The 21,998-nt window shown below is 71.8% G+C and carries 23 protein-coding genes; 12 read left to right on the top strand and 11 right to left on the bottom strand.

Annotated elements, in window-relative coordinates:
* Nucleotides 1-32: 32 nt before the first annotated feature.
* The gene (gene mshD / locus JOD51_RS02260; protein WP_204606857.1) at nt 33-851 is read right to left on the bottom strand and encodes a mycothiol synthase; all 819 of its coding nucleotides are present in this window, start codon (nt 849-851) and stop codon (nt 33-35) included.
* On the bottom strand, nt 851-1,531 hold the full coding sequence (locus JOD51_RS02265) for a response regulator transcription factor (protein ID WP_204606858.1): 681 nt from the start codon (nt 1,529-1,531) through the stop codon (nt 851-853). Before JOD51_RS02265 ends, mshD begins: the two co-directional genes overlap by 1 nt.
* A 98-nt stretch (nt 1,532-1,629) precedes the next feature.
* Between JOD51_RS02265 and JOD51_RS02270 the strand changes: the two genes are divergently transcribed.
* The 3 genes from JOD51_RS02270 to ygfZ all read left to right on the top strand — a co-directional run bounded on the left by JOD51_RS02270 (nt 1,630) and on the right by ygfZ (nt 3,784).
* Nucleotides 1,630-1,935 (top strand): hypothetical protein, encoded by a 306-nt coding sequence (locus JOD51_RS02270; protein WP_146248056.1) that lies wholly within the window; start codon nt 1,630-1,632, stop codon nt 1,933-1,935.
* Between the two features lie 170 nt (nt 1,936-2,105).
* Nucleotides 2,106-2,708, top strand: a complete 603-nt coding sequence (locus tag JOD51_RS02275; protein WP_204606859.1) for a heme-binding beta-barrel domain-containing protein — start codon at nt 2,106-2,108, stop codon at nt 2,706-2,708.
* Nucleotides 2,708-3,784 carry a CAF17-like 4Fe-4S cluster assembly/insertion protein YgfZ gene (ygfZ, locus tag JOD51_RS02280; RefSeq protein ID WP_204606860.1) on the top strand — a complete coding sequence of 359 codons (1,077 nt, stop codon included), beginning with the start codon at nt 2,708-2,710 and terminating at the stop codon, nt 3,782-3,784. Before JOD51_RS02275 ends, ygfZ begins: the two co-directional genes overlap by 1 nt.
* A 166-nt stretch (nt 3,785-3,950) precedes the next feature.
* Here the strand turns inward: ygfZ and JOD51_RS02285 are convergent, their stop codons facing one another.
* Nucleotides 3,951-4,739: a class I SAM-dependent methyltransferase gene (locus tag JOD51_RS02285; RefSeq protein WP_204606861.1), complete on the bottom strand. Its 789-nt coding sequence runs from the start codon at nt 4,737-4,739 to the stop codon at nt 3,951-3,953.
* Between the two features lie 44 nt (nt 4,740-4,783).
* Between JOD51_RS02285 and JOD51_RS02290 the strand changes: the two genes are divergently transcribed.
* A complete protein-coding gene (locus tag JOD51_RS02290) occupies nt 4,784-5,530 on the top strand; it encodes a phosphoglyceromutase (protein WP_204606862.1) in 747 nt (248 codons plus the stop codon).
* Nucleotides 5,531-5,686: 156 nt separating this feature from the next.
* Here JOD51_RS02290 and JOD51_RS02295 read toward each other — a convergent pair whose 3' ends face one another.
* The 3 genes from JOD51_RS02295 to phoU all read right to left on the bottom strand — a co-directional run bounded on the left by JOD51_RS02295 (nt 5,687) and on the right by phoU (nt 7,851).
* The gene (locus tag JOD51_RS02295; RefSeq protein ID WP_204606863.1) at nt 5,687-6,403 is read right to left on the bottom strand and encodes a hypothetical protein; all 717 of its coding nucleotides are present in this window, start codon (nt 6,401-6,403) and stop codon (nt 5,687-5,689) included.
* A gap of 91 nt (nt 6,404-6,494) precedes the next feature.
* The gene (locus tag JOD51_RS02300) at nt 6,495-7,037 is read right to left on the bottom strand and encodes a P-loop nucleotide/nucleoside kinase family protein (protein ID WP_204606864.1); all 543 of its coding nucleotides are present in this window, start codon (nt 7,035-7,037) and stop codon (nt 6,495-6,497) included.
* Nucleotides 7,038-7,179: 142 nt separating this feature from the next.
* A complete protein-coding gene (phoU, locus tag JOD51_RS02305) occupies nt 7,180-7,851 on the bottom strand; it encodes a phosphate signaling complex protein PhoU (RefSeq protein WP_204606865.1) in 672 nt (223 codons plus the stop codon).
* A 145-nt stretch (nt 7,852-7,996) separates the two neighbouring features.
* Between phoU and JOD51_RS02310 the strand changes: the two genes are divergently transcribed.
* Complete coding sequence (locus tag JOD51_RS02310; RefSeq protein WP_204606866.1) at nt 7,997-9,163, top strand: sensor histidine kinase; 1,167 nt, start codon at nt 7,997-7,999, stop codon at nt 9,161-9,163.
* Nucleotides 9,160-9,840, top strand: a complete 681-nt coding sequence (locus tag JOD51_RS02315) for a response regulator (protein ID WP_204606867.1) — start codon at nt 9,160-9,162, stop codon at nt 9,838-9,840. Before JOD51_RS02310 ends, JOD51_RS02315 begins: the two co-directional genes overlap by 4 nt.
* A 179-nt stretch (nt 9,841-10,019) precedes the next feature.
* Here JOD51_RS02315 and JOD51_RS02320 read toward each other — a convergent pair whose 3' ends face one another.
* On the bottom strand, nt 10,020-10,589 hold the full coding sequence (locus JOD51_RS02320; protein ID WP_204606868.1) for a DNA modification methylase: 570 nt from the start codon (nt 10,587-10,589) through the stop codon (nt 10,020-10,022).
* Nucleotides 10,590-10,761: 172 nt separating this feature from the next.
* Between JOD51_RS02320 and JOD51_RS02325 the strand changes: the two genes are divergently transcribed.
* From JOD51_RS02325 to rlmB, 4 genes are all read left to right on the top strand, one after another.
* Entirely contained in the window at nt 10,762-11,244 is a 483-nt protein-coding gene (locus JOD51_RS02325) for a CarD family transcriptional regulator (protein ID WP_017888066.1), read from the top strand.
* Nucleotides 11,245-11,299: 55 nt separating this feature from the next.
* Nucleotides 11,300-12,565 carry a 2-C-methyl-D-erythritol 2,4-cyclodiphosphate synthase gene (gene ispF, locus JOD51_RS02330; RefSeq protein ID WP_239540028.1) on the top strand — a complete coding sequence of 422 codons (1,266 nt, stop codon included), beginning with the start codon at nt 11,300-11,302 and terminating at the stop codon, nt 12,563-12,565.
* A gap of 94 nt (nt 12,566-12,659) precedes the next feature.
* A complete protein-coding gene (cysS, locus tag JOD51_RS02335; RefSeq protein ID WP_204606870.1) occupies nt 12,660-14,069 on the top strand; it encodes a cysteine--tRNA ligase in 1,410 nt (469 codons plus the stop codon).
* A 28-nt stretch (nt 14,070-14,097) separates the two neighbouring features.
* A complete protein-coding gene (gene rlmB, locus JOD51_RS02340; RefSeq protein WP_204606871.1) occupies nt 14,098-15,117 on the top strand; it encodes a 23S rRNA (guanosine(2251)-2'-O)-methyltransferase RlmB in 1,020 nt (339 codons plus the stop codon).
* 597 nt (nt 15,118-15,714) lie between these two features.
* Here rlmB and JOD51_RS02345 read toward each other — a convergent pair.
* Together JOD51_RS02345 and JOD51_RS02350 are read right to left on the bottom strand one after the other, a co-directional pair.
* Nucleotides 15,715-16,995, bottom strand: a complete 1,281-nt coding sequence (locus JOD51_RS02345; protein ID WP_204606872.1) for a DUF4032 domain-containing protein — start codon at nt 16,993-16,995, stop codon at nt 15,715-15,717.
* An 86-nt stretch (nt 16,996-17,081) separates the two neighbouring features.
* Nucleotides 17,082-18,182: an ABC transporter ATP-binding protein gene (locus JOD51_RS02350; RefSeq protein ID WP_204606873.1), complete on the bottom strand. Its 1,101-nt coding sequence runs from the start codon at nt 18,180-18,182 to the stop codon at nt 17,082-17,084.
* A gap of 263 nt (nt 18,183-18,445) precedes the next feature.
* Here JOD51_RS02350 and JOD51_RS02355 point away from each other — a divergent pair, with 263 nt between their 5' ends.
* Entirely contained in the window at nt 18,446-19,393 is a 948-nt protein-coding gene (locus JOD51_RS02355; RefSeq protein ID WP_204606874.1) for a DsbA family protein, read from the top strand.
* A 49-nt stretch (nt 19,394-19,442) separates the two neighbouring features.
* Here the strand turns inward: JOD51_RS02355 and ypfJ are convergent, their stop codons facing one another.
* Nucleotides 19,443-20,336 (bottom strand): KPN_02809 family neutral zinc metallopeptidase, encoded by an 894-nt coding sequence (gene ypfJ / locus JOD51_RS02360; RefSeq protein WP_204606875.1) that lies wholly within the window; start codon nt 20,334-20,336, stop codon nt 19,443-19,445.
* A gap of 63 nt (nt 20,337-20,399) precedes the next feature.
* Complete coding sequence (locus JOD51_RS02365) at nt 20,400-21,164, bottom strand: NAD(P)H-hydrate epimerase (protein WP_204606876.1); 765 nt, start codon at nt 21,162-21,164, stop codon at nt 20,400-20,402.
* 35 nt (nt 21,165-21,199) lie between these two features.
* Between JOD51_RS02365 and JOD51_RS02370 the strand changes: the two genes are divergently transcribed.
* Entirely contained in the window at nt 21,200-21,997 is a 798-nt protein-coding gene (locus JOD51_RS02370) for an alpha/beta fold hydrolase (RefSeq protein ID WP_204606877.1), read from the top strand.
* Nucleotide 21,998 lies beyond the last annotated feature (1 nt).

Consider the following 21,998-nt stretch of genomic DNA (forward strand, 5'->3'; position numbering starts at 1 on the left):
CACCTTCGCCGGTGCGTCACCGACGGTCCATGTTACCGGCCGGTCGGCGCCGCGTACTGGACGTCGACCGTGTGGTCGACGAAGCCCTGGCGGCGGTAGAGCGCCAGCGCGGGTGCGTTGTCGCCCTCGACGTAGAGCGCGACGGCGTGCAGGCCACGGTCGACGAGTCGGGCGGCGCCGGCGCGCATCAACACCCCGCCGAGGCCCCTGCCCTGCAGGTCCGGCCGGACGGCCACGGCGTAGTACTCGCCGACGCCGTCCTCGACCTTGAGCCAGCAGGAGCCGGCCAGTGCACCGTCGGCGTCGCGCAGCAGGACCAGGTCGTCGCCGGAGAACCAGCCGTCGGACTCGCGGGCTCGCAGGTCGTCGAGCGTCATCCGCCCCTGCTCGGGGTGCGACGCGAAGGCTGCGGCGTTCAGCGCGAGCCAGTCGGTCTCGTCCTCGGTCGAACCGGCCCGGAACGCGTCGAGTCGGTAGCCGTCCGGGAGGCGCGGGTCGGCTGGCGCGGTCGGCACCGGTGCGCGCAACTGCAGCAGCGTCCGCTCGGCGGACCAACCCACCCGGGCCGCGAGGGCACGGGCGGCGGGGTGGTCGCCGTGCGCCCAGGCCCGCGACGGCGGGTCCGTGCGGGCGAGCGCCTGCTCGACGAGACGGGTCCCGATGCCCAGGCCACGGGCCTCCCGGCGGACGAAGACCTCGACCTCGCCGTCCCGGACGACCGCGACGCCGGTGTCGTCCCCGAGGACCTGGGCGCGGCCCGCGCGCAGGTCGACGAGGGTCTGGTCGGAGAAGGGGGGCGCCTCGCCGTCCGCGACCGCGGCGTCGGCGAGCTGTTCGACGACGGCGAGCACTACTGACCCGGGAGGCGGTCGTCGTCGTCGTGGACGTTGAAGCGGTAGCCGACGTTGCGGACGGTGCCGATGAGGGACTCGAGGTCCCCGAGCTTGGCGCGCAGCCGTCGGACGTGGACGTCGACCGTGCGGGTGCCGCCGAAGTAGTCGTAGCCCCAGACCTCGCTGAGCAGCTGCTCGCGGGTGAAGACCCGTGCCGGGTGGGTGGCGAAGAAGCGGAGGAGCTCGAACTCCTTGAAGGTGAGGTCGAGCGGCCGGCCGCGGACCTTCGCGGAGTAGCTCGCCTCGTCGATGACGACGCCGGAGGCCTGGATCTTCGAGCCGGTCTGGTTCTTCGAGGCCCGGCCGGCGTTCAGGCGGATGCGGGTGTCGACCTCGGCCGGGCCCGCGGACTCGAGCACGACGTCGTCGATGTTCCACTCGGTCGTCACCGCGGTGAGGCCGCCCTCGGTGACGACGAGCACGACGGGTGTCGTCGATCCGCTCGTGGCGAGGATCTTGCAGAGGGCCTTCGCACTGACCAGGTCGGTGCGGGCGTCCACGAACATCAGGTCGCTCTGCGGTGCGTTGACCAGCTGGGCGGCCTCGGCGGGCACGTGCCGGATCCGGTGGCTCAGCAGGCCGAGGCTCGGCAGGACGTCGCCGGGCGCGGCCGAGGTGAGTACCAGGAGCTGTGCCACAGGACCTCCAGAGGGAGAAGACGTCGTTGCGCCATCCTAGTGAGCCCGGGGCGCCCACCCGGACGGACGGTGCAGCAGGTGGCTGTCATGATGGGGACGTGAGCGAGACGACGCCCCCCGTGGGCCCCGACCCGGAAGTCGTGCCGAGCCAGCGCCGGCTGCGGCTGACGTCGGTCGTGCCGGTGTGGTTGCTCGCGGTCGTCGGGTCGGTGCTCGTGCTGACCCTGACGCAGAAGGACTCGTTCGCCTGGCTGCTGCTCGTCTTCGTCGCGGCGGTGTTCGTCAGCTTCGTCCTGCAGCTCGCCACCCAGACGAAGGACGGCCTGGTCGAGCGGATCAGCATCGCGTCGTCGGGGTCGTTCGTGGTCGTCCTCGTGACGGCGCTCATCCTGCTGGCGCGCTGATCCTGCCGGTGCGCTGAGCCTCCTGGCTTCTCGGTCCGGTCCGCGTAGACTTCCGGCATGGATTCGCTGCTTGCGCTCGAGCTCTTCTACGTGGGCCTGCTGGGCCTGGCGTCGCTCGCGATCGCCTTCATCTCGGTGACCGTCGTCGTCAAGCTCTTCAAGGGCCAGCGGTGATCGAACTCCCCGAGGGTCTCTCCGCCGAACTCGTCCCGCTGTCGTGGCTCGTCGGTGTCTGGGAAGGCACCGGAGTCGTCGAGTACCCCGTGGGCGAGGACGACGACGTCCGGACGTACGAGTTCGGTCAGCGCATCAGCTTCAGCCACGACGGCCTGCCGTACCTGAACTACTCCTCGACGACGTGGCTGCTCGACGACGACCACACCCCGCTCGCCGCCGAGATGGGCTACTGGCGCCTCGATCGTCCGTCCGAGCCCGGTGACCGCGGTCCGGCGATGCTGCTCGGCGACGGCCCGGTGCCGTTCTCGACCACGCAGAGCGTCGAGACCCTGCGCAACCAGACGAGCGGGTTCGACGTCGAAGCGGCGATCATCCACCCGACCGGCGTCAACGAGCTCTACGTGGGGCGCGTCAAGCAGGGCCGCATCGACCTGGCGACGGACGCCGTGATGCGCTCCGCCAACGCCAAGGAGTACTCGGCCGCCACCCGCATGTACGGCCTGGTCGAGGGCAAGCTCTTCTGGGCGTGGGACATCGCCGCGCTCGGCCGGGAACTCACCTCACACGCCTCGGGGCAGCTCGCGAAGGTCGACTGATGGCCTCGCCGTTCGCCGTCCGTGACGGGTTCGTCGCCGCCGCCACCGGGCCGGCCGCCCACTTCGGCAACCCCCTGGGTGAGCAGCGACTGCTCGCGCGCGGTCGTGCCGTCGTCGAGCTCGGCCTCGGGGTCGTCACCGTGTCCGGACCCGACCGGCTGTCCTGGTTGAACTCGATCACGTCCCAGCTGCTGCTCGGCCTGGCGCCGGGCGTGAGCACCGAGACCCTGGTGCTCGACGCTTCCGGTCGGGTCGAGCACGCCGCACGCGTCGTCGACGACGGCGAGACCGCGTGGCTGCTCACCGAACCCGCGGACGCCGAACCGCTCGCCTCGTGGCTCTCGTCGATGCGCTTCATGCTGCGCGTCGAGGTCACCGACCGATCCGCCGACCTCGCCACCCTCGGCTGGTTCGACGGCGCCGACCCGCTCCACGGTGCCGAACCGCTGGCGACCTGGACCGACCCGTGGGCGTCCGTCACGCCTGGCGGGTGGGGCTACGCCGACCAGGAGGCCCACCCCGGCACCGACTGGACCCTCCGCATCGCCGTGGTCACCCCCGACACCGCTGCCCAGGTGGCCGCGTCGGACGTGCCGACCGCGGGCCTCCTGGCACTCGAGGCCCTGCGGATCGCTGCCTGGCGTCCCTCGCTGTCCGACGTGGACGAGCGGACGATCCCGCACGAGCTCGACTGGCTCCGCTCCGCCGTGCACCTGTCGAAGGGCTGCTACCGCGGGCAGGAGACCGTCGCGAAGGTCCACAACCTCGGGCGTCCGCCGCGGCGCCTGGTGATGCTGCACCTCGACGGCTCGGACGGCGTCGTGCCCTCGGCCGGCAGCCCGGTGACGCTCGACGGCACCGAGGTCGGGCGCCTCGTCGCATCGGGCACGCACCACGAGCTCGGGCCGGTCGGGCTCGCGGTCGTCAAGCGGTCCCTGGACCCGGCGGCGGTGCTGACCATCGCAGCGGACGACGTCGTCGTGACCGCGGCGCAGCAGGTCATCGTCCCGCCGGGTGCCGGTGCGACGGCCGACGTGCCGCGGCTGCCGCGTCTCGGAGCGGTCCGCCGCCCGTAGCCCCGGCGCGCGTCGCTGCCGCGCCGCGTCCGCCGGGCCGAGTCTCGGCACTGCGGACACTTTCGCGCGTTGTCGGCCGCGAATCCGTCCGCCTGGGCGAGCCTCGGCACTGCGGACACTTTCGCGCGGTGTCGGCCGCGAATCCGTCCGCCGGGCCGAGTCTCGGTCAGGCGGGGGCGACCGCGGACCAGGGGACGCTGAGCTCGCCGAGGCGCCAGCGGGCGACCCCGTGCGCGACCGGCCAGCCGCGGTCGCGCATGCCCCGGACGGCCGCGATCCAGCGCTGCCGGGGCCCGTACGTGCCGAGCGGCGCCGCGACGGCCCACGCCAGATCGAGGTCGCGGAGGAACCCGTGCACCCGCTCACCGGGGACGTTGCGGTGGATGAGCGCCTTCGGCAGCCGCTCCGCCACGATGCTCGGGACGTCGAGTCCGGCCAACCGCAGCGCGACCGTGAAGGTGTGCGGGGCCTCCCGGTCGAGCGTGACCCAGGACGCGACCCGCCCGACCTCGTTGCAGGTGCCCTCGACGAGCTGGCCGTCGGGCTGCAGCCGGTCCTGCATGATCCGCCACGAGCCGACGACGGCGGACTCGTCGTACTGCCGCAGCACGTTGAAGGCCCGGATCACCGCCGGTCGTCGGCCGCCCGGCGTCGGGGTCTCGAAACCGCCGAGCTGGAACGTCACCCCGTCGCGCGTTCCGGCGTTCGCGAGGGCGACCCGGGACGGCTCGATCTCGATGCCGGTGACCTCGACGTCCGACCGGACCCGGGCCAACCGGTCACGGAGTTCGAGCGTCGTCGTCGGGCTCGCGCCGTAGCCGACGTCGGCGACCAGCGGATCGTCGGTGCGGCGGAGGACCGGGAGGGTCGCGATCCACCGGTCGACCCGGCGGAGGCGGTTGTGCCCGGTGGTCCCGCGGGTGACGGTGCCGATCGGCGACGGGTTCCCGGGCATGGGACCAGGGTACGGGTGGAGCACTGCTCGGTAGACTCGGGCGCATGACCTCCACGCTCGTCCTGCTCCGTCACGGCAACAGTGACTGGAACCAGAAGAACCTGTTCACCGGTTGGGTCGACGTCCGGCTCTCGGAGCTCGGCGAGAAGGAGGCGAAGCGGGCCGGCAGTCTCATCGCCGAGTCCGGCATCGTCCCCGACGTCCTGTACACGTCCCTGCTGACCCGGGCGATCCAGACCGCCGACATCGCCCTGCTCGAGGCGGACCTTGCCTGGCTGCCGGTCAAGCGCGACTGGCGTCTCAACGAGCGCCACTACGGCGACCTGCAGGGCAAGGACAAGGCGCAGACGCTCGAGCAGTACGGCGAGCAGCAGTTCATGGAGTGGCGCCGCTCGTTCGACGTCCCGCCGCCCCCCATCGCGGACGACGCCGAGTGGTCGCAGGCCCACGACCGTCGGTACGCGGACCTCGGTGACCAGCTGCCCCGGACCGAGTCCCTGAAGCTCGTCATCGACCGACTGCTGCCCTACTGGGAGTCGGACATCACGAAGGACCTCGGTGCGGGTAAGACCGTCCTGGTCACGGCGCACGGCAACTCGCTGCGGGCGCTCGTGAAGCACCTCGACGGCATCTCCGACGACGACATCGCGGGGCTCAACATCCCCACCGGCATCCCGCTCGTCTACGAACTCGACGACGACTTCCGTCCGACGAAGCCGGCGTACTACCTCGACCCGGAGGCTGCTGCCGCCGGTGCCGCGGCGGTCGCCGCCCAGGGCGCCAAGAAGTAGGAGCGCTGCGCGCCGAGGAGTAGGAGCGCTGCGCGCCGAGGAGCAGGAGCGCGCCGTGGGAGCGAGGACGCGTGTGGCGCGGGGTGTCGAGGCACCCCGCGCCACAGCTGTCTGCGGGCCGAACCTGATCAGGCGGATCCGATCAGCCCGACCCGCTCAGGACGCGATGATCGTGAACTCCGGACCCCAGAACGAGTCCTCCAGGGTGTTGAAGGAGATGACGACCGCCGTCGACGTCACGCCGTTCAGGCCCTGCTTCACGGCGGACCGGGTGACGTACTCGTTCGTGACGTCGATCTTCCAGGTGCCGTCCGCGGTCACGGTCGTCAGCCAGGATCCCCGGGAGTTCTTCGCGACCGAGATCCGACCACCCGGCGTCCCGGTCCCGACGAGCCAGGACTTCCCGTCGGCGTGCCGGATGCCCTGGACGACCGGACGCTCGGGGGTCGCGGGCGCCGGCGGGGTCGCACCGGCGGGGACCGGCGCGTCGCCGACGTGCCAGGTGACGGCGGACGAGTGCATGCCGCCGGCGCGCTGCTCGGCCGTGAACGTGGTCACGGTGCGACGGATCTCGGCGCTCCAGCGGCCGTCGGAGTGCACGCGTGCCAGGGCGGACAACGGGGAGACGAGCACGCTGGCGCCGGGGATACCGGTGCCGACGAGGAGCGTGCGGCCGTCACGGACCGCGATGCCGTCGATGCCGGGCGCCGGCGGTGCGGCGACCGACGCCGCGGAGGTGCTGGTGGGCGATCCGCCCGGGGCCGTCGTGGCGGCCGTGGCCGGGGTCGCTGCGCCGAGGGCGAGCAGGCCGGCGACGCCGCAGCTGACGAGGGTCGTGGTGATGCGGCGTGCGCGGATGTCTGACGTGGTCATCGGGGGCTCCTTTGATCGTGGCCGAGGTCGGCCAGGAGCACCCTGTCGCAGCTTCCGGAGAACATGCGGAATGTGATGTGTACATCACGCGTCACCCGAAGTGCGCGGCGATCTCCTGCACGAGGCCGCCGACGTCGTAGGGCCGATCGGTCTGCACGCGGACGACCGGCCCCACGCCGACGGGTCCGGCGGTGGCCTCGTGCTCGTCCCAGAACGCCAGGATGGCGGCGAGGTCACCGTGCACGTCGTGCCGGATCGGCAGCGTGCCCGGTTCGTAGCGCTCCCGCAGCCGAGCCTCGGCGTTCGCCCGGTCGACGTCGCACCACACCTCGACGACGCGCGGCGACCCGGCGGTGGTGAGTCCGGCCTCCAGGAAGTCCCGGTCACGGGACGGCAGCAGGACGGCGTCGACGACGACCCCGTTCTCGACCGCCCCGGCCATCGACCAGACCGTGTCCATGGCGATGCCGCCGAGCACTGCCGACGGGATCGTCGGGCCGGCGATGTCGGCCAGCGGCTCCTTCACCCGGTCCTTCGACAGGAAGGGGCAGCCGAGCACCTCGGCGAGGGCGGCCCCCACCGTGCTCTTGCCGGAACCGGGCATGCCGTTGACGATGATCGCGACCTGGGCCATGCCCCGATCCTCCCAGGTCCCGACCCCGCGAAACGCAAGGTGGGCGGCTGCGCGCAACGGAGTACCGCTGCGAGCAACCGCCCACCGTGCGTCTTGCGGGACCGGCCCGCCGGCCCCAGGCTGGCCTGCCGGTCCGTCGGCCTCAGGCCGGGGACGTCGTGACGTTGGCGGCGCCGGCCCAGTCGCCCGTGGCCAGGTACTCGACCTTCTTCGCGATCGAGACCGCGTGGTCGGCGAACCGCTCGTGGTACCGGGAGGCCAGGGTCGCGTCGACCGTGTCGACCGGCCCGCCCTTCCACGCCTCGCCGAGCACGAAGTCGAAGACGCTGGCGTGCAGCTCGTCGACTGCGTCGTCCTCGTCGCGGATCTCGGCCGCCAAGGAGATGTCCTCGGTGGCGAGCAGACGCGTCAGCTTCTGCGCCATCGCGACGTCGTGGACGCCCATCTCGCGGAAGGTGTGCCGCAGGCCCTTCGGCACCACCTTCTCCGGGAACCGCTGGCGGGTGAGCTGCGCGATGTGCTCGGCCAGGTCGCCCATCCGCTCGAGCGACGAGCTCACGCGGAGCGCGGTGACGACGACCCGGAGGTCGCGGGCCACCGGTGCCTGGCGGGCGAGGATGTCGATGGCGACCTCGTCGAGTGCGGACGCGGCGGCGTCGATCTTCGCGTCGTCGGCGATCACCTCCTCGGCGAGGGTGACGTCCGACTCGCCGAACGCCTCGGTGGCTCGGGTGATCGCGGACTCGACGAGTCCGGAGATCTCGGTCAGACGCTCTTGGACGTCCTGCAGCTCCTGCTGGAACACTTCGCGCATGGGGAGGGCCTCTCTCTGCGTACCGGGCGAGTGTCGTCACCCCGGGTGAACGGTCGGTGTCCTGCGGCTGAACGGTTCGCGATCCGGCCTGCTTCCAGGGGTGAACGGCGTCCGAACCGCATGTGACCACTCCTACACTGGCGGCATGGACAACGCGTGGCTCGTGCCACTGTCGATGCTCCTCGGCGGTGTGTTCGGCGCGGGCGTCGTGGTGCTGATCATCACCGCCGAGCGCACGGCACGTGCAGCCGACGTGGCGGAGCGGAGCCTGCCCGACGGGGTCGCCGCCGTGATCGCCACCATGCACAACCCGGCCGTGGTGGTCGACCCCTCGAACACGGTCGTCGCGGCGTCGCCCCAGGCGCTGGCGGTCGGCCTGGTCGTGCGCCGGAAGCTCGTGCACGACGAACTCGCCGCCCTCGTGGACCGGGTCCGACGCAGCGGCGAGATGGGGTCGGAGGACCTCGAACTCCCGCGTGGTGGGCGGAACGAGGTCATCGGCTACCTGAGCTTCCGGGCCGCGCAGCTCGGCAACCGGTACGTGCTCGTCACCGCCGACGACCTGACCGAGAGCCGCCGCATCGACGAGGTCCGTCGTGACTTCGTCGCCAACATCTCGCACGAACTGAAGACCCCGATCGGCGCGATCGGCCTGCTGTCGGAGACCCTCGTCATCGCTGCCGACGACCCGGCGCACGTCCGGAAGTTCGCCGCGCAGCTCGTCACCGAGTCCGAGCGGCTCGGCGCGCTGACCAAGGACATCATCGAGCTGTCCCGCCTGCAGTCCGTCGACGCGCTCGACGCCACCGAGGAGACCTCGATCGACAAGGTCGTCCAGGCGGCGATCGACGGCAACGAGGTCGTCGCCCGGGCCCGCGGCATCGAGCTCATCCGCGCGAAGAAGTCGAAGCGCCGTGTGATCGGTGACCCGGGCCTGCTCCAGGTCGCGGTGTCGAACCTCATCGCGAACGCCGTGAAGTACTCGCCGGACAACACTCGCGTCGGAGTCGGGGTGCGCGCCGTGAAGGGCTTCGTCGAGATCGCGGTCACCGACCAGGGCGTCGGCATCCCCGAGGCCGACCTGGACCGCGTGTTCGAACGGTTCTACCGCGTCGACCCCGCACGCTCCCGCGCCACCGGCGGCACCGGACTGGGGCTGGCGATCGTCAAGCACATCATCAGCAACCACGGCGGTGACGTCCGCGTCTGGTCGCAGCCCGGCAAGGGCTCGACCTTCACGATCCGCATCCCCGAAGCCGACCCCGAACTGACCGCAGCACTCGAAGAGCAAATGGAAGAGCAGCCATCGTGACCAAGATCCTCATCGTCGATGACGAGCCGGCCCTGAGCGAGCCCCTGGAGTTCCTGCTGCAGCGAGAGGGGTACGAGACCGCCGTCGCTGCCGACGGCGTCACCGCGCTGTCGAAGTTCGACTCCGAGAACCCGGACCTCGTCCTGCTCGACCTCATGCTGCCGGGACTGTCCGGCACCGAGGTCTGCCGGCAGATCCGCACCCGGTCGAACGTGCCGATCATCATGCTCACCGCGAAGGACTCCGAGGTGGACATCGTCGTCGGGCTCGAGCTCGGCGCCGACGACTACGTGACGAAGCCGTACTCGACGCGCGAACTCCTCGCCCGCATCCGTGCGGTGCTCCGCCGCCGCACCGAGGACGACCCGGGCGACATGGGCATCCTGCAGGTCGGCGGGATCCGGATGGACGTCGAACGCCACACCGTGAGCGTCGACGGGTCCGAGACGCCGATGCCGCTCAAGGAGTTCGAGCTCCTCGAGCTGCTGCTCCGCAACGCCGGCCGCGTGCTCACCCGCGGGCAGCTCATCGACCGGGTCTGGGGCTCCGACTACTTCGGGGACACCAAGACGCTGGACGTGCACATCAAGCGCATCCGCTCGAAGATCGAGCGGGTGCCGAGCACGCCGGAGATCCTGGTCACCGTGCGCGGGCTCGGGTACCGCATCGAGGCGTAGCCGACGCCGCGAGGCGCCGCGGGGCGTCGCCGCCGCGGGGGCGTCCCCGGCGGCGACGCCGCAACGGACAGACGGGAGGCCCGGGGCTGGTTCATCGGAACCGGCCCCGGGCCTCCCGTCAGTCGCTGGTGCGCTGTCGCTGGTGCACTGTCGCTGGCACGCCGTGCGGCGCCCTGCGGTCAGTTCGTGCCGTTGTCGCCCTGGGAGGAGTCCGACTGCGAGCCGCTCTGCGTGCCCGGAGCCGTGGCGTCGCCGGTCGGCTCGGTGCCGACGTTCGACGGCGTGGTCGGCGTGGACGTCGGGGTGGGGGTCGGCGCGAGCGTCTCGTACTGCTCCTGCGCGCTGGTGAGGACCGGCACCGTGGCCGAGGCGCCCTCGGCACCGTCGTAGGAGAAGTACATCTTCACGAGCGAGCCGGGCTTCGCGCTGACACCGTCGAAGTCGACCGTGTCGTGCTTGCCGTCGTCCGCCAGGACGGTCGTGTCGTTCGCCGGGACCACCACGGTCTGGTCGACGCCGTCCACCTCGAGCGTGACGGTGCGCTCGTCGTTGCCGGTGTTCACCAGCGTGCCGACGAACCGGGCGTCCTCGCCGCTGTCGGAGATGAGCAGGGCGTTCCGGACGTCGATCGTGCCGGTGGACACATCGACGCCGTCGGTGATCTGACGGATCTCCTGGGTGCGGGACGGCGACAAGAATTCGCAGCCGGTCGCACCGAGGGCGATGGTCGCAGCGACGGCGACGGACACGAGTACCCGAGCTCGCAAGAGGTTCCTCCGGAAGTTCACGATGACGGACCATGCGGCCCTGGTCCTCATCCTACCCAGGCCCCGGTGGGGCCGGACGTCAGCGCGGGGCCCCGGCCCCCTTACCCGAACGCCCCTTGTGGTAAACTGGAGGTCTGGGAACGGAGCCTGATACATGCAATTCGAGGTCGGCGAGACCGTCGTCTACCCCCATCACGGGGCGGCAACCATCTCTGAAGTCAAGACTCGCGTCATCAAGGGCGAGGAAAAGGTCTACCTGAAGCTTCGGGTCACGCAGGGTGACCTGACGATCGAGGTCCCGGCGGACAACGTCGACCTGGTCGGCGTCCGCGACGTGATCGGCAAGGAAGGGCTCGACAAGGTGTTCGAGGTCCTCCGGGCTCCGTTCACCGAGGAGCCCACCAACTGGTCGCGCCGCTACAAGGCGAACCTCGAGAAGCTGGCTTCGGGTGACGTCATCAAGGTGTCCGAGGTCGTCCGCGACCTCTGGCGTCGCGATCAGGACCGCGGCCTCTCCGCGGGTGAGAAGCGGATGCTGGCCAAGGCGCGCCAGATCCTCATCTCCGAGCTGGCCCTGGCCGAGAAGACCGACGAGGACAAGGCATCGACCGTCCTCGACGAGGTCCTCGCGTCCTGACGCCCGCTTGCGCACCACGAACGACACGACGACCGCACCGGCGCAGAGCCCAGCTCTGGCAGCCCGTGCGGTCGTCGTCGTTGCGGCCGGGTCCGGCACGCGGCTCGGCATCGGCACGGCGAAGGCGTTCGTCCCGGTCGCCGGGGAACGCATGCTGGTCCGCGCGCTGCGCACGGTCCTGACGCTCGCCGAGCCGACCCTCGTGGTCGTCGTCGCGCCGGCGGACCGGATGGACGAGTGCCGTGCGCTCGTCCTGGACGTCGCCGGTGCGGCTGCGGAGTACGTCACGGTCGTGCCGGGAGGCGCGGATCGCCATGCGTCGGTCCAGGCCGGCCTGGCCGTGCTGCCGGACTCCGTCGCGACCGTGCTGGTGCACGACGCAGCGCGGTGTCTGACGCCGGCGTCGCAGTTCGAGCGGGTCTTCGTCGCGGTCGCCGAGGCGCTGGCTGCCGGACCGGGTGACGGTGCTGCTGCTGCTGCTGCTGCTGCCGCTGCCGCTGCCGTGTCGCGCGTGCGTGGTGTCGGCGTGGTGCCCGCGCTCCCCGTGACCGACACCGTCAAGCGCGTCGCCGGTGACGTCGTCGTCGAGACCGTCGACCGTTCCGCACTCGTCGGGGTCCAGACGCCCCAGGGCTTCCCGCTCGCCGCACTCCGACAGGCGTACGCGGTGGCAGAGCAGGCCGAGACCGACGACGCCGGGGTGTTCCAGGCGGCGGGCGGTGTCGTCCGCACCGTGCCGGGTGACGCCGACGCGTTCAAGATCACCACGCGGTGGGACCTCGGTCGTGCCGAGGCCGTCGTCGCGGAACGAGCCGGTACCCGCCCGCTCGACACCCGAGCCGATCCCCGGGCCGACCTGCGCGTCGGGCTCGGCGTCGACGTGCACGCGTTCGACCCGGCCGTGCCCTGCCGTGTGGGGACGCTCGACTTCCCCGGCGAGCCCGGGCTGTCGGGCCACAGCGACGGGGACGCCGTCGCCCACGCGGTCTGCGACGCCCTGCTCTCGGCCGGCGGCCTCGGCGACATCGGCGGACGCTTCGGTACGGCGGACCCGCGCTTCGCCGGAGCTGCTGGCGACGTCTTCGTGCGCGGTGCCGTCGAGCTCCTGCGGGACGCCGGTCTCGAGCCCGTCCGGGTCACAGTGCAGGTGATCGGCAACCGCCCGCGCATCGGCGCCCGTCGCGACGAGATGCAGGACGCCCTGGCGGCGGCGGTCGGCGCTCCCGTCGCGGTCTCCGGCACGACGACCGACGGCCTCGGGTTCACCGGACGGGGCGAGGGACTCACGGCGATCGCGACGGCGGTCGTCCGGTCCCGCTGAGGTTGCCCGGCGGTCGTCCACAGGTCGTCCGGCGGTCCTCCACAGGTCCCCGCCGGCCCGTGTCACCGCGGGGGACTCCCTCTAGGCTTGACCCGTGACCGTTCGCCTGTACGACTCCCGCGCCGCCGACGTCGTCGACCTCGTGCCCCTGGTCGACGGACAGGTCAGCATCTACGTCTGCGGTCCGACGGTGCAGTCGTCGCCGCACATCGGGCACCTCCGGTCGGCGCTGGTCTACGACATCTGGCGTCGCTGGCTGCACCACCGCGGGTACCGCGTCACCCTGGTCCGGAACGTCACGGACATCGACGACAAGGTCCTCGACCTGGCCGCCGGCACCGACGAGCCCTGGTGGGCACGGGCGTACCGCGTCGAGCTCGAGTTCACGGCCGCGTACACGGCACTCGGCATCCTGCCCCCCACGTACGAGCCCCGGGCGACCGCGAGCATCCCGCAGATGCAGGACATCATCGCCCGGCTGATCGAGCGCGGGCACGCCTACCCGGCAGCGGACGGCAGCGGGGACGTCTACTTCGACACCGCGAGCTGGCCCGAGTACGGCGCCCTCACCCGGCAACGCCGCGACGACATGGTGGACGCCACCGACGCCGATCCCCGTGGCAAGCGGGACGCCCGCGACTTCGCGCTCTGGAAGGGCAGCAAGCCCGGGGAGCCGACCACCGCCAGCTGGGACTCGCCGTGGGGTGCGGGACGCCCCGGGTGGCACATCGAGTGCTCCGCGATGTCCCGGCGTTACCTCGGGCCGGCGTTCGACATCCACGGCGGCGGGCTGGACCTGCGCTTCCCGCACCACGAGAACGAACTCGCGCAGTCGACCGCTGCCGGGGACGCCTTCGCCTCGTACTGGCTGCACAACGGACTCGTCTCCGTCGGCGGTCAGAAGATGTCGAAGTCGCTCGGCAACTCGATCTTCGCCGCGGACTTCCTCGCCGCTGCACGACCGGTCGTGGTCCGCTACTTCCTCGGCGCCGCCCACTACCGGTCGACGATCGACCACCACGACGGGTCCCTGGCCGAGGCCGAAGCCGCACTCGACCGCATCGAGGGGTTCCTCGCCCGGGCTGCCGAACGCCTCGACGGGGTCCGCCTGCCCGACGCTCCGGCGGTGCCGCAGGGCTTCGCCGACGCGATGGACGACGACCTCGCGGTGCCCCAGGCGCTGGCGGTGCTGCACGAGACCGTCCGCTCCGGCAACGCCGCACTCGACGTCGACGATGCGGAAGCGCTCGGTGTCGCGTACCATCAGGTGGCTGCCATGGTCGAGGTGCTCGGCATCGACCCGCGTGCACCGCACTGGTCGGGTGGGGCGCACGACACGTCCGCAGCACCGCTCGCCGCCCTCGTCGAACGCCTCGTACAGGAGCGCGCCGACGCCAGGGCCGCTCGGGACTTCGCCACGGCCGACCGCGTCCGGGACGATCTCGCAGGCGCGGGCATCACGATCGAGGACACACCGTCCGGAACACGCTGGAGCATCGCCTGAACACGGCAGTGCCGAACAGGAGAACTGCATGAAGAACGTCTCGGGGAGCAAGAAGGGTCGTCCGGGCGCTGTCCGTGCCGGCCGCAAGGGCAACAAGCAGGTCGGCTCCGGCGGCCAGGGTGCCCAGGCGCTCGAGGGTCGCAAGCCGACCCCGAAGGCCGAGGACCGCCCGTACCACCCGGCCGGCAAGCGCAAGGCCGCGAAGGAACGCTTCGAAGCGGCTCGCACCCGTCGCGGTGGCAGCAGTGCCTCGGCGCCACAGACCCGCACCGGCGGTCGTCCGCCGGCACGCAAGACCGACGACAGCGAGCTCGTCACCGGGCGCAACTCCGTGCTCGAGGCGCTCCGCACGAAGACGCCGTCGACGACGCTCTACGTCGCCGCCCGCATCGAGGTGGACGACCGCGTCAAGGAGATCCTGACGCTCGCCAACCACCGCGGCGTGCCGATCATGGAGATCATGCGTCCGGAGCTCGACCGCATCACGGGGCACGACAGCGTGCACCAGGGCGTCGCGCTCAAGGTCCCGGCGTACGAGTACGCCGTGTCCGAGGACCTGGTCGAGCGGGCGTTCTCCCGCGACCAGGTGCCGCTGCTGGTGGCCCTCGACGGCATCACGGACCCGCGCAACCTCGGTGCGATCATCCGTTCGACGGCAGCGTTCGGCGGCCACGGCGTCATCGTGCCGCAGCGTCGGTCGGTCGGCGTGACCGCGTCGGCGTGGAAGACCTCCGCCGGTGCCGCCGCCCGCACGCCCGTCGCGATGGCCCCGAACCTGACGCAGACCCTCAAGTCGCTGAAGTCGATGGGCCTGTTCGTGCTCGGACTCGACGGGGACGGCCACGTCGAGCTCGACGCCCTGGCACTCGCCGACCGGCCGATCGTGATCGTCGTCGGGTCCGAGGGCAAGGGCCTGTCGCGCCTGGTCACCGAGACGTGCGACGCGATCGTGTCGATCCCGATCTCCAGTGCGACGGAGTCCCTCAACGCGGGCATCGCCGCGAGCGTCACCCTGTGGGAGGTCGCTCGCCGCCGTCGCTCGGCGTAGCGCGCACCAGACGACACCCGGGAGGCCCGGTGCCGGTCCACGAGACCGGCACCGGGCCTCCAGTCCGTCTGCCCGACTCCGCGGCTGCGCTGCGCCACGCCCGCTGGCCCCCCGCCGAGCGGTCACCAATCGTCGTTCTGGCGTGTCCAGACCGACGATCGGTGACCACTCGGCGGAGGGGGAGCGGGGTGTCGTGGCCGCTCGCGGGGAGCGCACGGCGCGGCCGGGAGGCCCGGGTCGCGCCCGACGCGCTCCGCACGCCTCCGGGACTCGCCGTCGGCCTCGTGCTGAGCGGTCACAATTCGTCGTTCTGGCGTGTCCGGACCGACGATTGGTGACCGCTCGGCGGAGAGGGGAGCGGGGTGTCGTGACCGCTCGGCGGGAGCGCACGGCGCGGCCGGGAGGCCCGGGTCGCGCCCGACGCGCTCCGTACGCCTCCGGGACGTGCCGTCGGCCTCCCGCCGAGCGGTCACGATTCGTCGTTCTGGTGCGTCTGGACCGACGATCGGTGACCGCTCGGCGGAGGGGGAGCGGGGTGTCGTGACCGCTCGCGGGAGTGTGGGAGCGCGCGGCGCAGCGCCGCCCGCAGCGCGCGCCTCAGACCGAGGCGCGCCAGTCGTCGACGTCCTCGTCGTCGAGGGGCAGCGCGATCGACGACGTCGGCGGGTTGATGAGCGTGCGCTCGTCCCGGCGGTGCCGCAGCACGTCGTTGATGTACGCGGTCGTGGCCTCGGGCAGCGAGACCGAGCGTTCCTCTTGCTGGGACATGAACCAGCGGTGCTCGAGCAGCTCGTGGAACACCTCGGCCGGCTCGAGTCGACCGCGCAGGTCGCGGGGGATCGCGCGGACGACGGGCTCGAACACCCGCGAGACCCACTCGTGGGCGACCATCTCCTCGTCGAGCTCCTCGCGACCGTTGCGCGCCCGGTACGCGTCCAGGTCGTTGAGCAGTCGTCGGGCCTGGTTCTCCTCGGCGTCGAGACCGGTCAGGCGCAGCAGTCGGCGCTGGTGGTGGCCGGCGTCGACGACCTTCGGCTGGATCCGGACCTGCGAGCCGGCGTCGGCCGTGCGGATCGACAGTTCCTCGATGTCGAAGCCGAGGGCGTTGAGCCGCTCCACCCGGTCGTTGATGCGCCACCGCTCGGCTGCGTCGAACTGCTCCGTGCCGGTCAGTTCCGTCCAGAGGGTCCGGTACTGCGCCACGATCCGGTTCGAGACGTCGACGGGGTCGGCGTTCTCGTCGAGGCGTCCGCCGGCCTCGAGGTCCAGGAGCTCGCCGGCGATGTTCACCCGGGCGACCTCGAGGTCGTTCTCGCGCTGCCCGTTCGACAGCCCGCCCGGGTAGAGCTTGCCGGTCTCGGCGTCGACCAGGTAGGCCGCGAACGAGCCCGCGTCACGCCGGAACAGCGTGTTCGACAGCGACACGTCACCCCAGTAGAAACCGATGACGTGCAGTCGGACGAGCAGGAGCGCGAGGGCGTCCACGAGCCGGGTCGCGGTGTCCGGGCGCAGCGTCTGCGAGTACAGCGCGCGGTAGGGGAGTGAGAAGCGCAGGTGGCGGGTGACCAGCACGGGCTGGAGTTCCTCGCCCTCGCGGCCGACGCGGTTGGTGATCACCGCGACCGGGTCGACGCACGGCACGTCCATCCGCTGCAGGGTCCGCAGCATGTCGTACTCCGACCGGGCCAGCTCGGCGCTGGTCTCCTTCACCGCGACGACGTACCCGCTGAGGTGCACGAAGCGAACCAGGTGGCGGGAGATGCCCTTCGGCAGCGCGACGATCGTCTCCTCGGGCCAGGCGTCGAGCGGCAGGTCCCACGGCAGGTCGAGCAGGCCGGGATCGACGGTGGCTGCGGTGATGGTCATGGAGTCGGGCACGGCGGGTTCCTCTGGGTACTGGGACGAGAACGGACGGGAGGCGCGGTGCCAGCTGGCACCGCGCCTCCTGTGAGTGACTTCCAGCGTTACGCGCTGATGACGGCCTTGTCGTCGAGGCGCTCGCCCGACTCCGAGTCGAACATGTGCACGTGGCCCTGCTTCGGGCTCACGACGACGGTGTCGCCGATCGACGGGTGGTTGCGGCCGTCCACGCGGGTGACGATGTCGGTACGGGTACCGTTCACGTCGGCGTGGCCGTAGAGGTAGCCGTCGGCGCCGAGCTCTTCGACGACGTCGACCGTGACCGGCAGGCCCTCGCCCGAGTTCGACACGATGATGTCCTCGGGGCGGACGCCGACCGTGACCTGGGCCGAGCGGGCGTTCGACAGCGTGTCGCGGTCGACCGGGTGGTTCAGCGTGCCGAAGGTGATGCCGCCCTCGACCACGGAGGCCGGGAGCAGGTTCATCGCGGGCGAGCCGATGAAGCCGGCGACGAACACGTTGTTCGGCTTCTCGTACAGGTCGCGGGGGGTGCCGACCTGCTGCAGGATGCCGTCCTTGAGCACCGCGATGCGGTCACCCATGGTCAGCGCCTCGGTCTGGTCGTGCGTGACGTAGACGGTCGTGACGCCGAGACGACGCTGCAGCGACGCGATCTGGGTACGGGTCTGGACGCGGAGCTTGGCGTCGAGGTTCGACAGCGGCTCGTCCATGAGGAACACCTGCGGCTGACGGACGATCGCGCGGCCCATCGCGACGCGCTGACGCTGACCACCGGAGAGCGCCTTCGGCTTGCGGCCGAGGTACTGCTCGAGATCGAGGAGCTTGGCGGCTTCCTGCACGCGGGTGGCGCGCTCTTCCTTGCCGACGCCGGCGATCTTGAGCGCGAAGCCCATGTTCTCGGCGACGGTCATGTGCGGGTACAGCGCGTAGTTCTGGAACACCATCGCGATGTCGCGGTCCTTCGGCGGGACGTCGGTGACGTCGCGGTCGCCGATGCGGATCGCGCCGGAGTTGACCTCTTCGAGGCCGGCCAGCATGCGCAGGGACGTGGACTTGCCACAGCCCGAGGGGCCGACGAGGACGAGGAACTCGCCGTCGGCGACGTCCAGGTCGAGGGAGTCCACCGCGGGGCGGTTGCCTCCGGGGTACAGACGGGTTGCCTTGTCATAGGTGACGGACGCCATGAGCGTTCGGTCCTCTCCACCGGCAGGTACGTGCCGGACGATCCGTAGTGAAGCGACGACCCGCGAGGGCCGGCGGACGGTCGCCATCGACCGTCGCTGCTCATACAACACGAGTTCTCCGACCGGCGCCAGTGCACAGCTGCCGGTACCCGGGACGTTCCCTGCTGGTTGGCTGGTTCCCATCGGCCGCCACTACAATCGGCGGGTCCGTCCGCCGACCGGGGGGAGGCCGAGCGGACACCGACCAGGAGGACAGCCGCACGATGACCAACCGCCCTGAAGGTGACGCCCGCGCCCAGCGCAACGCGCGTCGCGCCGCCGCCCGCGAGCGAGCCCAGCGCACCCGTGCCCAGCAGAAGCGTCGCCAGCGTGGTGCCCGGCTCGGACTGCAGATCGGCCTCGGCGTGGTTCTCGTCGCCGCCGCCACGATCGTGACGCTCGTGCTCGTGAACTCCTCGCGTCCGGCCGGACCCGGCCCCGACACGATGGCGCAGGGCGGCATCACGATCAGCACCGGACTGAAGGCCGTCGACCCGGCCGCTGCGTCGACCGCGCCGTCCCCGAGCGCGACCGACTCGGCCGACCCCGTGCGGATCACCCTGTACGTCGACTACCTCTGCCCGATCTGCGGCGCGTTCGAGTCGACCAACAGCGAGTACATCGAGGGCCTGGTCGACTCCGGTGCCGCCACGCTCGACATCCACCCCATCGCGATCCTGTCGAACCGCTCGCAGGGCACGAAGTACTCGCTCCGTGCGGCGAACGCGGCAGCCTGCGTCGCCCAGGAGTCGCCGGACTCGTTCTTCGCCGTGAACAAGGCCCTGTTCGCGAAGCAGCCGGAAGAGGGCACGCCCGGCCTGACCGACGAGCAGCTCGCCTCGCTCATCACGAGCGTCCCGGGAGTCCGGCACGGTTCCACGATCGAGTCCTGCATCGACGACCAGCGCTACGGCAAGTGGGTCGACGAGCGCACCACCGCGGTGACCGGCGGGGACATCCCCGGCTCGGACCTGACGACGTTCCCGGGCACCCCGCTGGTGCTCGTCAACGGCCAGCAGTACCAGTACACGACCGCGTCGACGAACGACGAGTTCCGCACGTTCGTGGTCTCGTCGGCGGACGACACCGACGCCACGCCGACACCCACCCCGACCCCGACCCCGAGCAGGTCGTCGTCCGGGACCCCGACGCCGTCGGCCACCGCGAACTGACCGGCGGACTCGGGCTGGCCGGCGGACTCGGGCCGACCGGCCGTCTGCCCTAGAGCGACGAGGCGGGGACGCTCAGCGTGTCGCAGCTCGTCGCCCCACGCTCGTACCCGCGCTCGAACCACCGCTGCCGCTGGGCGCTGGACCCGTGCGTGAAGGAGTCCGGGTCGACCTGGCCGGTCGCCTTCTCCTGGATGCTGTCGTCACCGACGGCGCTCGCCGCGGACAGGGCGTCGGCGACCTGGGCACGCGTCACCGGCTCGAAGAACGTGGAGCCGTCCGCCGCCTTCGTCGTGGCCGCATCGCCGACCCACGCGCCCGCGTAGCAGTCCGCCTGCAGCTCGACGCGGACGCTGCCGGACGCGGCGCCGGTGCCGCTCCGGTCGGTGGCCGCGAAGGTGCCCTGCAGCTGCTGCACGTGGTGGCCCCACTCGTGCGCGACGACGTACATCTGCGCGAGCGGCCCGCCCGAGGACCCGTAGGTCGATTGCAGGTCGTCGTAGAACGCGGTGTCCAGGAAGACCGCGCGGTCCGGCGGGCAGTAGAACGGCCCGGTCGCCGCCGACGCGGTGCCGCACCCGGTGTCGGTGGACCCGTCGAACAGGAAGAAGTCGGGCGTCGAGTAGGCCGTCCCGAGCTCCCGCGACTCGGCGCTCCAGTAGGCGTCGAGTGACTCGGCTGCGCCCTCCATCCGGCACTCGACGTCGGCGTTGGCGTCGCGACCGGTCCGGCACTCGGCGATCGGGGTCGCCTCGGCGCCGCCCTGCTGGATCGGGGTGAGGCCTCCGCCGCCACCGACGAGTCCGCCCAGGTCGACGCCGGTGAACTGCGCGATGAGGAACACCACGATCGCGGTGACGCCGACCGCGCCGCCGCCGATGGCCGTGGTGCGCCCGCGGCGCTTGACCTTGCCGCCCTGCAGCCGGGTGTCGTCGTTGAACGTCATGCCCCGAACCTACGGACCGGCGGCCGACCACGCCCGGAACCGGCCCGTGGCGACGCCGGCGGGTCAGGTGCGGACCAGCGGCTCCACCGCCGCCAGGTCCGCACCGATCCCGACGTCGACGAGTTCGATCCGTCCTGCGAGCGTCGCCGCGGGCCCGCGGAGCAGCCCGGCCTTCACCCCGCCGAACGTCACGGTGACGTCGGCGTGCAGCACGTGGTCGTCGGCGATACCGCCGGTGTCGACGTCGATGCCGCTCGGCACGTCGACGGCCACCACGAACGGTGCACGCTGCTCCCGCGCCAGCTCGCGGAGACCGGCCACGACCGCCCGCGCCGGCGACCGCAGCGGTCCGCCACCACCGATCCCGAGGATCCCGTCGAGCACCAGGTCCGCCTCGAGGGCGGCCTCCCGGCCGATCCGCGCCAGTCGCTCACCGACCGGCGGCGTCGCCACGTGCAGGATGTCCGCCGCACCCGCCGCCGGACCGGCCGAGCCGTCGACCACCGGGTCGTCCAGGAGGCGCGCCCCGGCCCCGCGGGCCGCTGCCAGGCCCGCCTCGTGGACACGTGAGCCGACGCGCAGGACCGTGACGTGCCTCCCGGCCGACGCCAACCGCGCACCCGCGAACAGGGCGTCCCCGCCGTTGTCGCCGCTGCCGGCGAGGACCAGCACCGACCCCGGGCCGTCGCCGGGACGGACCGCCGGGTCGTCGAGCAGCTCCCCGACGACCGTCGCCAACCCGTCCGCGGCCCGCTGCATCAGCGGCTCGCCCGCGTCCAGGTGCCCGCGTTCCGCCGCTCGGATCTGATCGCCGCTGTAACCGTCCATGCGAGCCACTGTGCCCCCGGTACCCTGGGCAGGCCATGTCTCTCGTCCCCGAAGCACCCCGCCCCCGGGTGGTCATGTCCCCGGACGGCCTGCCGCTCGCCACCTACGACTTCGGCGACCCGGACGCACCCGCGGTCCTCGCCGTGCACGGGTTCGCCTCCGGAGCGCTGCTCAACTGGCACGCCTCCGGCTGGACCCGCGACCTGGTCCGCGCCGGACGCCGGGTCATCGCGTTCGACCAGCGCGGCCACGGTGCCAGCGGGAAGCCGCACGCACCGCACAGCTACTCGATGGACCTGCTCGTCGACGACGTCACCGCCGTCATCGACACGTACCTGCTCGACGACGTCGCGTTCGTCGGGTACTCGCTCGGCGCTCGCGTCGGGTGGCACACCGCCGAGCGGATGACCGACCGGATCTCGCGGGCCGTCCTGGGCGGCATCCCGGACGCCGACCCGATGCGGCGCGTCCGCGTCGACCAGGCGCGGGCGTACATCACCGACGGCACGCCCGTCGAGGACCGCGTCACCAACGGCTACCTGACGATGGCGGCCGGCGTCGAGGGCAACGACCTCGGCGCGCTCGTCGCCATGGTCGAGGGGATGCGGGACAGCATCGAACCGACGCCGGAGAACGCGCCCACGCAGCCGCTGCTGCTCGCCGCGGGCAGCGAGGACGGCATCAAGGACAGCGCACTGCGGCTCGCCGAGACGGCGTCGCACGCCACGTTCGTCGAGATCCCGGGGCGGAACCACTTCAATGCGCCGACGTCGCGGCACTTCCGGGAGGCGGCGATCGCGTTCCTGGGGGACGGCCTGTCCGGCGACCGCTGAC

This window comes from Curtobacterium herbarum (genome assembly GCF_016907335.1).
GTDB lineage: Bacteria > Actinomycetota > Actinomycetes > Actinomycetales > Microbacteriaceae > Curtobacterium > Curtobacterium herbarum.

Excerpts from the sequence above, each read along its gene's own strand:
- JOD51_RS02350 (WP_204606873.1), bottom strand. The coding sequence starts at position 18,182 with ATGGCGTCCGTCACCTATGACAAGGCAACCCGTCTGTACCCCGGAGGC.
- JOD51_RS02325 (WP_017888066.1), top strand. The coding sequence starts at position 10,762 with ATGCAATTCGAGGTCGGCGAGACCGTCGTCTACCCCCATCACGGGGCG.
- JOD51_RS02285 (WP_204606861.1), bottom strand. The coding sequence starts at position 4,739 with ATGCCCGGGAACCCGTCGCCGATCGGCACCGTCACCCGCGGGACCACC.
- JOD51_RS02295 (WP_204606863.1), bottom strand. The coding sequence starts at position 6,403 with ATGACCACGTCAGACATCCGCGCACGCCGCATCACCACGACCCTCGTC.
- ypfJ (WP_204606875.1), bottom strand. The coding sequence starts at position 20,336 with ATGACGTTCAACGACGACACCCGGCTGCAGGGCGGCAAGGTCAAGCGC.
- JOD51_RS02310 (WP_204606866.1), top strand. The coding sequence starts at position 7,997 with ATGGACAACGCGTGGCTCGTGCCACTGTCGATGCTCCTCGGCGGTGTG.
- JOD51_RS02370 (WP_204606877.1), top strand. The coding sequence starts at position 21,200 with ATGTCTCTCGTCCCCGAAGCACCCCGCCCCCGGGTGGTCATGTCCCCG.
- rlmB (WP_204606871.1), top strand. The coding sequence starts at position 14,098 with ATGAAGAACGTCTCGGGGAGCAAGAAGGGTCGTCCGGGCGCTGTCCGT.
- JOD51_RS02290 (WP_204606862.1), top strand. The coding sequence starts at position 4,784 with ATGACCTCCACGCTCGTCCTGCTCCGTCACGGCAACAGTGACTGGAAC.
- JOD51_RS02365 (WP_204606876.1), bottom strand. The coding sequence starts at position 21,164 with ATGGACGGTTACAGCGGCGATCAGATCCGAGCGGCGGAACGCGGGCAC.
- phoU (WP_204606865.1), bottom strand. The coding sequence starts at position 7,851 with ATGCGCGAAGTGTTCCAGCAGGAGCTGCAGGACGTCCAAGAGCGTCTG.
- JOD51_RS02355 (WP_204606874.1), top strand. The coding sequence starts at position 18,446 with ATGACCAACCGCCCTGAAGGTGACGCCCGCGCCCAGCGCAACGCGCGT.
- JOD51_RS02300 (WP_204606864.1), bottom strand. The coding sequence starts at position 7,037 with ATGGCCCAGGTCGCGATCATCGTCAACGGCATGCCCGGTTCCGGCAAG.
- ygfZ (WP_204606860.1), top strand. The coding sequence starts at position 2,708 with ATGGCCTCGCCGTTCGCCGTCCGTGACGGGTTCGTCGCCGCCGCCACC.